The sequence below is a fragment of the Halanaerobium praevalens DSM 2228 genome, from assembly GCF_000165465.1.
Lineage (GTDB): Bacteria > Bacillota > Halanaerobiia > Halanaerobiales > Halanaerobiaceae > Halanaerobium > Halanaerobium praevalens.
Genome location: NC_017455.1, coordinates 721,589 through 734,564, shown reverse-complemented (window position 1 = coordinate 734,564; position 12,976 = coordinate 721,589). Strand labels below are relative to the sequence as shown.

At 30.3% G+C, this 12,976-nt stretch carries 12 protein-coding genes; all 12 read right to left on the bottom strand.

Annotated elements, in window-relative coordinates:
- Positions 1-2: 2 nt before the first annotated feature.
- Positions 3-2,225 carry an HD family phosphohydrolase gene (locus HPRAE_RS03345; RefSeq protein WP_014552843.1) on the bottom strand — a complete coding sequence of 741 codons (2,223 nt, stop codon included), beginning with the start codon at positions 2,223-2,225 and terminating at the stop codon, positions 3-5.
- Between the two features lie 2 nt (positions 2,226-2,227).
- Complete coding sequence (locus tag HPRAE_RS03340; protein ID WP_014552842.1) at positions 2,228-3,190, bottom strand: PhoH family protein; 963 nt, start codon at positions 3,188-3,190, stop codon at positions 2,228-2,230.
- Between the two features lie 111 nt (positions 3,191-3,301).
- Positions 3,302-3,754 carry a hypothetical protein gene (locus HPRAE_RS03335; protein WP_014552841.1) on the bottom strand — a complete coding sequence of 151 codons (453 nt, stop codon included), beginning with the start codon at positions 3,752-3,754 and terminating at the stop codon, positions 3,302-3,304.
- Between the two features lie 33 nt (positions 3,755-3,787).
- Positions 3,788-4,768 carry a flotillin-like protein FloA gene (gene floA, locus HPRAE_RS03330; RefSeq protein ID WP_014552840.1) on the bottom strand — a complete coding sequence of 327 codons (981 nt, stop codon included), beginning with the start codon at positions 4,766-4,768 and terminating at the stop codon, positions 3,788-3,790.
- A gap of 3 nt (positions 4,769-4,771) precedes the next feature.
- On the bottom strand, positions 4,772-6,055 hold the full coding sequence (locus HPRAE_RS03325; protein ID WP_014552839.1) for an NfeD family protein: 1,284 nt from the start codon (positions 6,053-6,055) through the stop codon (positions 4,772-4,774).
- Between the two features lie 61 nt (positions 6,056-6,116).
- Positions 6,117-6,566, bottom strand: coding sequence for a GatB/YqeY domain-containing protein (locus HPRAE_RS03320; RefSeq protein WP_014552838.1), 450 nt, complete (start codon positions 6,564-6,566; stop codon positions 6,117-6,119).
- A gap of 44 nt (positions 6,567-6,610) precedes the next feature.
- Entirely contained in the window at positions 6,611-6,955 is a 345-nt protein-coding gene (locus tag HPRAE_RS03315; protein WP_014552837.1) for a histidine triad nucleotide-binding protein, read from the bottom strand.
- Positions 6,956-7,047: 92 nt separating this feature from the next.
- On the bottom strand, positions 7,048-8,364 hold the full coding sequence (gene mtaB, locus HPRAE_RS03310) for a tRNA (N(6)-L-threonylcarbamoyladenosine(37)-C(2))-methylthiotransferase MtaB (RefSeq protein ID WP_014552836.1): 1,317 nt from the start codon (positions 8,362-8,364) through the stop codon (positions 7,048-7,050).
- Entirely contained in the window at positions 8,351-9,112 is a 762-nt protein-coding gene (locus HPRAE_RS03305) for a 16S rRNA (uracil(1498)-N(3))-methyltransferase (RefSeq protein WP_014552835.1), read from the bottom strand. The genes mtaB and HPRAE_RS03305 overlap by 14 nt, the downstream gene beginning before the upstream one ends.
- A gap of 55 nt (positions 9,113-9,167) precedes the next feature.
- Positions 9,168-10,289 (bottom strand): molecular chaperone DnaJ, encoded by a 1,122-nt coding sequence (dnaJ, locus tag HPRAE_RS03300; RefSeq protein ID WP_014552834.1) that lies wholly within the window; start codon positions 10,287-10,289, stop codon positions 9,168-9,170.
- Between the two features lie 103 nt (positions 10,290-10,392).
- The gene (dnaK, locus tag HPRAE_RS03295) at positions 10,393-12,252 is read right to left on the bottom strand and encodes a molecular chaperone DnaK (protein ID WP_014552833.1); all 1,860 of its coding nucleotides are present in this window, start codon (positions 12,250-12,252) and stop codon (positions 10,393-10,395) included.
- A gap of 93 nt (positions 12,253-12,345) precedes the next feature.
- Positions 12,346-12,975: a nucleotide exchange factor GrpE gene (gene grpE / locus HPRAE_RS03290; RefSeq protein ID WP_041606907.1), complete on the bottom strand. Its 630-nt coding sequence runs from the start codon at positions 12,973-12,975 to the stop codon at positions 12,346-12,348.
- Position 12,976: the final 1 nt, after the last annotated feature.

Genomic DNA, 12,976 nt, shown 5'->3' with positions numbered 1-12,976 from the left:
TATTAATTACCACCTTTCATCTCTTGTAATAGTTTTTCTGGATATTCAACTCGCTGGTGATAAATACCAGTTAAAACTTTAACAAAACTTTTAACAATTGTATCTAAATCACTTAAAGTTAAGTTTGATTGATCAAGCTGATTTTCTATTAATTTGTCTTTAACAAGCCCTCTGACAAAACCTTCAATCCGATCATGATTATTTTTATTAAACCTTTTCGATCTAACAGCTGCTTCTGTAATATCAGCTAACATTATAATAGCTGCCTCTCTGCTTTGGGGCTTAGGTCCATCATAACGAAAATCTTTTTTTTCAATATCATCATGTTTATTTGTCTGCAATGCCTGCTGATAAAAATAAGAAATTAAATTTGTTCCATGATGTTGTTTTATAATATCTATAATCTTAGCTGGCAAACCATTTTTTTCAGCCAATTCCACCCCATCTTTAACATGTGATTTAATTATTAAAGCACTTAAGTTAGGTGAAGTTTTATCATGCGGATTCTCCCCTCCAAATTGATTATCAGAAAAAAAGTATGGTCTCTTTAATTTTCCAATATCATGATAATAAGCTGCGGCTCTAGCTAATAAAGAATTTGCTCCAACATCTTCAGCAGCTGTTTCTGCCAAATTACCAACAATTACACTATGATGATAAGTCCCTGGAGCTTCAACTAACATTCTTTTCAAAATTGGCTGACTTGGATTAGAAAGTTCTAATAATTTAACAGAACTTGTTAAATCAAATAAATCTTCAAGATAAGGTAGTAAACCATTAGCCAAAATTCCAACTAAAAGTCCATTCACGATTCCTGCTCCAATTGACCAGATTAAATAAGTTAAATTTTGATTTTGCTGTAAAAGAGAAAGTCCCCCAATTAAAAACGCCAAAATAAAACTAATATTTAAACCTGCTCGAATAATATCACCGCGTTCTTTAACTTTTGTAACGCTAAAGATACCAATTAAACCAGCTAAAAATGATGTTAAAACAATATTAAAATTCATATCATAAACAGGTGCAATTAATAAGCTAATAAATAAAGTACTAATTACAGCTGTTTCACTACCAATCAAAACTGTTAGCAAAATTGAAGCCATAGCTGTTGGAACGAGATAATCAACAAAGGGATTTTGAAATAAAATTAAAATTTTAGATAAAATAACGACAATTAAAATTAAAAGTTCAATTAAAATTAGTTTACTATTATCAGTCCAAATTTTTCTTTGATACTTATAAAAATAAAAACCTAAAACTGAAAATAAAATGAAACTAATTAAAACTCGACCAGCAATATTATAATAATTAATACCACTTTTTTTCATTCCTATTTTTTCCAAAACTTTTATATCTACCTCAGTAACAACATCACCCTTACGCACAATTATTTCTCCTTGGCGCACTGTTTTTTTTACTGGCTCAACTTCTGAAACAGCTTTTTCTCTCCTCTTAGCAGTAGCTTCTTGATTTAAAAACATATTAGCAGAAATTACTGATTCAACTAAATCAGCTAAGAATAACCTCTTATTTCTAGCTAAATCCATTTCCATCACCTGTTGTCTTAAATCAACTCGGACTGCTACTAAATCTGAAGGTAATATTCTATTATCTAATTTTTGTTCTAAAATATTAATTGCTTTATTTTTTAGATCCTTTAACTCAGATTTAGATAAAACAATTAATGATACTAAATTCTCATCTTTTATTTCAAAATCAAGATCTTTTTTAATTAAATTAATAATTTCATTTTTTTCAGATTCACTAAAATTAATTTTTTCAAATGCTGGGATTTCTTTTTCAGAATCAGTTTCTTTTTTTTCTTGATTAGAATCAGTTTCAACTTGACTAATTTGATTTAAATAAAAAGACTCTCTTTTCTGGTTTATACTTTCGAAAAAATTATTAATTTTATTAAAAACTTCCTCTTTAACAGTACTATCTTCTTCATAAACTCTTGGTGCTGTTTCTGCAGCTTCTCTTTGCAATTCAGAAGTTTTTTCTTCATTAACAAAAGTTATGGTTCTAGGTGCTGTTATATCATTTTGACTGACTTGTCCAGCTCTTAAATCAACTTGATTTGGAATTAAGTCTAAACTTAGACTTAAAGAAATTAAAACAAAGAAAAATAAAGCCCAAATTATTTTATAAGTATTATTCGAAAAATCTAGATATTTTTTTCTCCAACCTCTAATTTTAAGCCTTAATTTTTTCATGATTTTCATTTTTAGCTCCCACTTTCATAACTCTCATATGCCTTAATGATTTCTTTAACTAAATCATGTCTTACTACATCCTGACGGCTTAAATAAACAAAGTCTATACCTTTAATATCTTTTAAAATATTTTGTACTGTAGCTAAACCAGAATTTTTTTTAGTTGGTAAATCAATTTGAGTGATATCTCCAGTAATTACTGCTTTTGATTTAAATCCTATTCTAGTTAAAAACATTTTCATTTGCTCTAAAGTAGTATTTTGAGCTTCATCCAAAATTACAAAAGAATCATCAAGTGTTCTCCCTCTCATATAAGCTAAAGGGGCCACTTCTATAATATCTTTTTCTTGGTATAATTTAGATTTTTCTGGACCTAAAATATCATAAATTGCATCATATAAGGGTCTTAAATAGGGGTCTACTTTTTCCTGCATATCTCCTGGCAAAAAGCCTAAATTTTCTCCTGCTTCAATCGCAGGTCTAGTTAATACTATTCGATTGACTTCATTATTTAAAAGGCTTTTAACAGCCATAACCATTGCTAAATAAGTTTTACCTGTACCTGCAGGTCCTATACTAAAAACAATATCTCGATGTTTTATTGATTCTAAATATATTTTTTGGCCCATAGTTTTAGCTTTTATTTTACGGCCTTTATAATTTTCTAAAATAACTTCTTTATAAATTTTATTCAAATCTACAGCTGGATTTCTTTTCAATAGTTCAACTGCATATTTTATTTGTTTAGGAGAAAATTCTTCTTTTTTAGTTGTTAAAGAAATTAATTTTTTTATAATTTTTTTGACTTTAATTATCTTATTTTCATTAGTTTTTATTTTTATTTTATTTCCTCGACCACTAATCTCTACAGCTAAAACTTCTGCGATTATTTTTAAATTCCGATCATTATGGCCAAATAAATTTTGAGCAATTTGATAATCATTAATTTCAATTTCTATTTCTTTTTGACTCAAATTATAACTCCTCCTTAGTTCTTTTACTTATTTATTATATCATATTTATTCTTTTAAACAAATTTAGCCAAAAAACTGCAGCCTTAAAAGGCCACAGTTTTCGCTAAAATATTAATCCTTTTGCAGAGATTTAGGTTTAGATAAAATTTCATTATAAATTACCGCTTTTTCGGCTTCACTATAATCACTAAATAGTCCTGCCAAAGAATCAACTTTTTTTCTTTTATTTTTTTTCTTTTTCTCTTTATTTTTTTCAATATTCTTCTTAATCTTTGCATTAGGCTGCATTTTTTGTTTTTGTTTTAAAACTTGCTCTTTCTTTTCTACAGTTGATGGATTTTCAACTTTTTTATCTTTAGTTTCTAATGTTTGACGATAATTATCTAAATAATCAATAGTCTCAGCTTTGCTTTGACTATCTGATTTATCTGCATCAGCTTTTTCAATTGTTAAATTAAATGCTTTTGCAAAAAAGCCAAATATCTTTTTTAGAAAAAGAAAGATTTTAAACAAAATAGTAAAAAAGATTATTAATATTGGCAGTACAAAAATTAAATCTCCCATCCTTCACCTCCAGCACTTAAAGCAGTCTAAAGATTAATTTTCATTCTGATTTTCTTCTTTTGATATTTCAGAAATACTACTTCTCATTTTAGTATCAGACTCTACATTTTTCAAATTCATATAATCCATAACTCCAAGCTTACCATTTTTTAGAGCTTCTGACATTGCAAGTGGTACTTCAGCTTCAGCTTCTACAACTTTAGCTCTCATTTCTTGAACTCTTGCTTTCATTTCTTGCTCTTCAGCAACAGCCATAGCTCTTCTTTCTTCAGCTTTAGCTTGTGCAATCTCTTTATCTGCTTCTGCCTGATCAGTTTGTAATTGAGCACCAATATTTTTACCAACATCAACATCTGCTATATCAATAGATAGAATTTCAAATGCTGTTCCCGAATCTAAGCCCTTGTCTAAAACTGTTTTAGAAATAGAATCAGGATTTTCTAATACTTTTTTATGTGATTTTGCAGAACCTACTGTTGTAACAATTCCTTCACCAACTCTTGCTAGTACAGTTTCTTCTCCTGCTCCACCAACAAGACGTTCTATATTAGCTCTTACAGTTACTCTAGCAGTTGCCATCACCTGAATACCATCCCTCGCTACAGCTGTAACTACTGGAGTCTGTATAACCTTAGGGTTAACACTCATTTTAACTGCTTCAAGTACATCTCTACCTGCTAAATCGATAGCAGCAGCTCTTTCAAAAGTTAAATCAATCTCTGCTCTTTGAGCAGCAATTAAAGCATCAACTACTCGATCAACATTACCCCCAGCTAAATAGTGGGCCTCTAATTGATCACTACTTAAACCCTTACCTGCTTTATGTGATTTAATCATTGGAGCAACAATTGAAGATGGTACTACCCTTCTTAAACGCATTCCAATTAAATTAAAAAATCCAACTTTTACTCCTGCAGCAGTTGCAGATATCCATAATCCAAGTGGGATAAAGTAAAAAAATAAAATAAAAAATAATATTAAAGCTACCAAAATTAATACTGAAAAAATTTCCATTATTTATTCCTCCTCTATAATTTTTCGAACAACAACTTTAGAACCAGAAACTGAAATAACTTCTACATCTGTTCCCTTCTCAATAAAACTTCCGTCACTTATAGCATCAATTCTTTTATTATCTATTTTAATAGTACCAGCTGGACGAAGTTTAGACAAGGTTTTTGCTCTTTTATTTAAATAATCTTTTTTAGAACTTGAAGAATAAAAATCTTTAGAATTATTTTCTAAAGAAATTCTTTTCCAAAAACGACTAGTGCCAATTTTTTTAAACATTAAAACTGCTAAAAGTAAAGTACTTATAATTACAGCCAATAAAACATTAATTGCAATTGTGGTATTTGGAAATATAAAAAATAAACTAATAAAAATTGAAATAATACCACTAATCCCAGCAATTCCAAAACCAGGAATAATAAAAATTTCAGCTAAAATAAGAATAATCCCTATAATAAACAAAATAATTATTCCATTCCCAATTGAACCAATAAATAAATGGCTACTAAAAAAGATTAACAAAGAGATAATACCAATAGTTCCTCCTAGAGCAAAACCTGGAGTAAGTGCTTCAAAAATCAAAGCTGAAAAAGCAATAATCAAGATTAAGGAGCTAGCATAAGGATTACTAATTATGCCCATAATTTTCTCTAAGTTAGTTTTTTCAACTTTTGTTATTTCATTTAAATTAAAACTTTTCACTTGAGCTATTTCTGCTAAAGATGAAAGTCTATAATCTGCAATGCCAGTTGTTATTGCTTCTTTAGCTGTTAATGTCAAAAGTTTATCTACTCCAATAATCCCTTCAATTTCCAGAGAGGAATCAACCATAGCTTCTGCAATTTCAGGATTTTTATTTCGATGTTCAGCAGTGACAGCAAATTCTTTTCTTAAGGCTGAAATATATTTTTCTTCTTTAGGTCTTGTTTCAGCTGCTCCAATACTTGCAGATGGAGAAATATATAATTCATCACCAGCTAAAGCAATTAAAGCTGCAGCTGACCATGCTCTTCCTTTAACAAAAGTTATAACTTCAATTTCAGCAGCAAAAATGCTATCTCTTATTTTTAAAGCAGGATCAACAAAACCACCCAACGAGTTAATTTCTATAATAAAAAGATCTACTCCATCTTTTTCAGCTTGCTCTAAATTATCTTCAATAAATTTATACTGAGCATTATTAATTTCTCCTTCTAAATTAAGATGCCTAACTTCTGCTTGAACTGAATCTGGTTTAGGAATTAAAACAAATAATAAAAGTATTAAAAAAACAAAAAATTTATTTCTCAAATTTAACCCTCCTTCTAAGAGAGAAAAAAAGAGGGGTACCCCTCTTTATTAAACCAATATTTTAATTACTTAATTTGTTCTTTACTTTAGAACTAACAAGTGAGCCATCAGCTTTACCCTTAATTTGGGGCATTAATTTTCCCATTACTTGACCCATATCTGACATATTTTCAGCACCAGTTTCTGCAATAACCTGTTCAACTAATTTATTTACCTCTGTTTCTGACATTTGTTCTGGTAAATAGTCTTGTAAAATTTCAATTTCTTGATTCAATTTATTCATTACATCTTCTTTACCAGCCTTTTCAAAATCAGATAATGAATCTTTAATTTGTTTTACTTGTTTAGCAATTACTTGGATAACACCTTGATCATCTAAATCATTTCCAGTTTCAATTTCTTTGTTTTTAATTTCAGCTCTAGTCATTCTAATTACTGAAAGCCTAGCTTTATTTTTCTTTTTCATAGCTTTTTTCATATCTTCCATTAATTTCTTTTTTAGTTCACTCATCTTGACAACTCCAATCTTAATTCAATTTAAATTAAATTTTTATTTTAACCAGGTGGCCACTGAAGTTCTCTTCCACCCAAAAGATGAAAGTGAATATGATTTACAGTTTGTCCTCCATCTTGACCACAATTGCTGACTACTCTATAACCAGATTGATCAATATCATATTTTGCTGCCATTTTTTGAGCAACTTGATAGATCTGACCAACTAAATTATTATCTCTTTTGTTAAGCTGATTTAAATTAGCAATATGTTTTTTAGGAACAATTAATAAATGCACTGGTGCTTGAGGACTAATATCTTTAAAAACTACTAGTTCTTCGTCTTGATAAATAAATTCTGTCTCCATTTTGCCTGCTATAATTTTGCAAAATAAGCAATCTTCCAAATTAATCCCTCCCTTAACAATTAATCTAAAAAATATAATGAAATATTATCTTTACTTATTAATTATATTCTCTTAAAAGAATAAAATTCCTGCTAATTTATAATTTTTCCACTTAAATGATAGGGATCTATAGATTCTTCCAGTTTAACTTTGACTAAGCTATTTTTTAAAGCATCTGAACCTGAAATTAAGACTTTTAGGTAATTATCAGTATAACCAGTCAAAAGATTTGTTTTATGATCTCTAACTTCCTCAATTAGCACTTTTTTAGTTTTACCAATAAATTCTTTTTGATAGTTTAACATTAAAGCTTCATTTGCTAAACGTAATTTTTTACTATATTCTTTAACTATATTACCATTAAGCTGTTCCATCTTAGCTGCTGGTGTTCCTTCTCTTGCTGAATAAGGAAAGACGTGCACTTTAGCAAAAGAAATTTCTTTAACAACTTTTAGAGTTTCAGCAAAAGTTTTTTCTGTTTCACCAGGAAAACCAACTATGACATCAGTTGTAATTGCTAAGTCAGGTATTTTTTTCCTTAATTTAGCTACAGTTTTTTTGAATTCTTCTACAGTATAAGGTCTATTCATTGCCTTTAAAATTTGATTGCTTCCACTTTGTAAAGGTAAATGAAGATGAGGACAAAAAATATCTGATTCTGAAATTAAATTAATTATTCCTTGATCAATTTCTGTACCCTCAATTGAACTTAAGCGAACTCTTTTTAAAGACTTAATTTCTGTTAAACTTTCCATTAATTGAGCTAAAGCTTTTTTATTTCCTTTATCACTTCCATAGGCACCTAAATGGGTCCCAGTTAAAACAATTTCTTTAACTCCTTGCTTAGATAACCTTTTTACTTCTTCAGTTATAGATTCCTTTTTTCGACTTCTAACAGGACCCCGAGCATAAGGAATAATGCAATAACTACAAAATTGATTACAACCATCTTCAATCTTGACATTAGCTCTAGTTGTATTAGATAAGCTTTTTAATTTTAAATCTTCATATTCCTTTAATTGCTGATATTCTTTTAGTTCACTATTAATATTTTTTCCAGCCAACATTTCTTCAGCCTTAGCTAAAATTTCAGCTTTATTATTACTCCCCATTACAAAATCAATTTCTTCTATATTTCTTACTTCATCTGGAAAAGCTTGAGTATAACAACCAACAATAGCAACTAAACTATTACTATATTTTCTTTTAGCTCTTCTAGCAATTTGTCTTGTTTTACGAGCTGCTTCATTTGTAACTGTACAACTATTAACTATATAGACATCTGCTTTTTCTGAAAAATCAACAATTTGATAACCATTTTCTAAAAAAATATCAATTACAGCTTCAGTTTCATATTGATTTACTTTACAACCTAAAGTATAAAAAGCTGCCTTTTTAATCATTTTCATCACCAAGTTCACCTTTCTCAGACAAAATTGCTGTTAAAGCAACAATTCCTGCAGTCTCTGTTCTTAAAATTCTAGGACCCAGAGTAATAATTTCAGCTTCTAATTTTTGCTCAAATCTATTGACTTCAGCTTCAGAAAAACCACCTTCTGGTCCAATAATTAATAAAATTTTAGCTTCAGCAGCAATTTCATTTTCCTTAAAAAAACTTTTTATTGTTGTTTTCTTTTCATCTTCCCATAAAACTAAAACATAATCAAATTTTTCTTTAAAAGACTTTATATTATTACTATTACAAAAGTTCTTAATTTTAGGGATAACTGCTCTACCTGACTGTTTAGCTGCTGCTTCGGCAACTCTCTGCCAACGGCTACGTTTTTTAGCTTTCTTTTTCTGATTATATTTAACAATAGTCCTTTTACTTTCTAAAGGAATTAAACCAGAAAAACCGATTTCTGTTGCTTTTTCGACTATTAAATCCATTTTGCTTTTTTTGGGAAGTCCTTGTGCTAACCAAACTTTGATTTTGGGCTCAACTTTCGATTTTTCTTTAGTTAAAATCTTAAGTTCAGCTGACTCTGTTTGATAAGTAATTATTTCTGCTTCCAGATCAAAACCATTTCCATCAGAAAGAATAACCCTGTCACCTAAATCTAGGCGCAGGGAATTTTTTAAATGGTTATAGTCATTTCCAGAAATAAATACTTTTTTACCAATTTCAGTACTCTGATCTATAAAAAATCTATGCATTTTTTTCACTCCATATTAGAGTTTTAGTTTAATTGAACAAAAAATATTAACTTATTTAAATATTAATTGCATCTTTTATTTTTTTTAAAAAACTTTTATGCTCTGGATTAATTTCTTCTCCACTAATTTCAGCAAATTCTTCTAGCAATTCTTTTTGCTTTTTATTTAGATCTTTAGGAATCATTACCTTAGCTTTAATATATTGATCTCCTCGACCATAACCATTGACATGAGAAATACCTTTATTCTTTAATCTAAAAGTTGTACCTGGTTGAGTTCCTTCTGGGATATCAAATTGTACTTTGCCTTCTAAAGTTGGTACTTTAATTTTGTCACCAAGAGTAGCTTGAACAAAATTGATTGGAACCTCACAGTAAAGATCATCACCTTTACGATCAAAAATCTTATGATCTTGAACATCAATAACTATATATAAATCACCAGCTGGGCCACCTTTTTCTCCAGCTTGTCCTTCACCAGACATTCTAAGTCTAGTTCCAGTATCAACACCTGCTGGGATATTAACAGTTAATTTTCTCTGCTTTCTAACTTTTCCAGCTCCATTACACTTATGACAAGCTTCCTCTACAATTTTACCGTCTCCACCACATTGGGGACAAACTCTACTTTGGGTAAACTGGCCAAAAGGAGTTTGCTGACTAGTCCGGACTTGACCTTGACCATTACACTCTGGACAAGTTTTAACATCAGTTCCAGGTTCTGCTCCACTACCATCACATTGATCACATTTTTCTTCACGTGGAATCTTAATTTCTTTTTTACCACCAAAAGCGGCTTCTTCGAATGATATTTTTAGCCTATATTGAAGGTCAGCTCCTCTGCGAGGACCATTTCTTCTGCCTCCACTACGACCACCAAAACCGAACATATTAAATAAATCATCAAGACCACCAAAACCGCCTTGAGCAAAATCATCAAAGTTGAAGTCTTGATCATTTATACCTGAATGTCCATATTGATCATAACGTGCCCTTTTATCTGGATCACTTAAAATTTCATAGGCTTCAGAAATTTCTTTAAATTTATCTGAAGTATCTTTATCTTGGTTCATATCAGGATGATATTTTTTAGCAAGCTTACGATAAGCCCGCTTAATTTCTTTTTGATCGGCATCCCGATCAACACCTAGCAATTCATAATAATCATGTTTAGCCATCTTAAAATCACCTCTCTAAAAAGAAAGAGAAAGCAGTTTAGGGAGAGTTTAACTCTCCCTAAACTGATCTATTCTTTTCTAATTTATTAATTCTATATTTATTTTATTTCTCTTCGTCATCTACTTCTTCAAAGTCTACATCAACTGTATTTTCATCTGCTTGAGCTGCTTCTGGTCCAGCTTGAGCTCCAGCCTGTCCTGCTTGAGCATCTGCTTGAGCAGCTTCAGCTTGAGCATATAATTGAGAACTTAATTCTGTTAGCTCTTCAGTTAAAGCCTCCATCTTTTCTTTTATAACTTCCATTTCAGCATCTTCATCTTCTAAAATTTCTTTTAATTCTTCTTTAGCCGCTTCTACTTTATCTTTAACAGCTTCATCAACTTTATCTCCTGCTTCATCTAAAGTCTTTTCTGTTTGATGAACTAAAGCATCAGCTTCATTTCGAGTTTCAATTTTTTCTACTCTTTTCTTATCTTCTTCAGCATGTTCTTCAGCATCTTTTACCATTTCATCTATTTCTTCATCAGATAAACCACTTGTAGATTTAATAGTAATCTTTTGCTCATTTCCTGTACCTTTATCTTTAGCAGCTACATGAACAATACCATTTTTATCAATATCAAATTCTACTTCAATTTGAGGAACTCCACGTGGTGCAGGTGGAATATCAGTTAATTGGAAACGGCCTAAAGTCTTATTATCTTTAGCCATTTTTCTCTCACCCTGCAATACATGAATATCTACACTTGACTGATTATCAGTTGCAGTTGAGAAAACCTTACTCTTTGAAGTAGGAATTGTAGTATTTCTATCAATTAACTTAGTGAATACTCCTCCTAATGTTTCAATACCTAGAGATAATGGAGTAACATCTAATAAAACTACATCATCAACATCACCAGCTAAAATACCACCCTGAATTGCAGCACCAACAGCTACAACCTCATCAGGATTAATTCCCTTATGAGCATCTTTACCAATTAAGTCTTTTACGGCTTCTTGCACAGCTGGAATTCTAGTTGATCCACCAACTAAAATAACCTCATCAATATCTGATTTACTCATATCAGCATCTTTTAAAGCTTTACGAGCTGGTTTCATTGATTCTTCAATTAAATCAGTAATTAAGCTTTCAAATTTAGCTCTAGTTAAATCAATATCTAAGTGTTCAGGCCCTGCATCAGTTTGAGTAATGAAGGGAAGGTTGATATTTGTTTGTTTAACACTTGAAAGTTCAATTTTAGCTTTTTCAGCAGCATCTTTTAAACGCTGAAGTGCCATCTTATCTTTCTTTAAATCAATTCCAGTTCTATTTTCAAATTCTTCTGCTAAATAATCAATAATTCTTTGATCAAAATCATCTCCACCTAAGTGGTTATTACCATTTGTTGCTATAACTTCAAATACTCCATCTCCAATATCGAGAATAGAAACATCAAAAGTACCGCCACCAAGGTCATAAACTAAAATAGTTTCTTCACCTTTATCATCAAGTCCATAAGCTAAAGAAGCTGCTGTTGGCTCATTAATAATTCTTTCTACTTTTAGGCCAGCAATTTTTCCAGCATCTTTTGTTGCCTGACGCTGAGCATCACTAAAGTAAGCTGGTACAGTAATAACAGCTTCTTCTACATCTTCACCTAAATATTCTTCAGCATCTCTTTTTAATTTCTGTAAAATCATAGCAGAAATTTGCTGTGGATTATATTCTTCCTCATTTAAAGTTACACTATAATCTGTACCCATATGTCTTTTAATTGAAGCAATAGTTTGGTCAGGATTAGTTACTGACTGACGTTTTGCATGTTCCCCTACAATTCTTTCTCCTTTTTTAGAATATGCTACTACTGAAGGAGTTGTTCTTGCTCCTTCTTTATTTGGAATAACAGTTGGTTCTCCACCTTCCATTACTGCAACACAAGAATTAGTTGTACCTAAATCAATACCAATTACTTTACCCATTTTCTATTCCTCCTTATAAAATTGTTGTACAATTTTTATAAACTTAATTTATTTAAAAATGTATTTTAAAAACTTAAAAACTTATTATTTAAATTACCCTGCTACTCTAACCATTGCTGGTCTAATAACTCTTTCATCTAAAATAAAACCTTTTTGAACTACATCAATTACAGTTCCTGGCTCATATTCATCACTTTCAACTCTCATTATTGCTTCATGGTATTCAGGATTAAATTCTTCACCCTGAGCAATTATTTCTTCAATTCCATGTTCAGCAAAAGTTTTTAAAAGTTGATTATAAATCATTTTTACACCTTGATAAAAATCATCTTCATTTTCTTCTGCTTTTAAAGCTCTTTCAAAATTATCAATGACTGGTAATAAACTTGAACACAGTTTTATTTTACCACGATCAGTCATCTCAGCTTTTTCTCTCTGACTTCTTTTTCGATAATTAACAAAATCAGCCTGTAGTCTCTGTAGCCTACTTAAAAGATCATCAATTTCAGCATCCATCTCTTCTATTTTTTCATTTTTTTCTTTAACTTCTTCAATTAATTCTTCTCGAGAAAGTTCAATTTGAATTCCATCTAAATCATCAGCTTTTTCTGCTGTGGCTTTAGCCTCAGCTGTTTCTTCCTTGACGTTAGTTGCTTGCTCTTCTGTTTTTGAATCAACTTCAGAATTTGTTTTGTCTTCAATATTTTCTTTTTGATTTTTCATT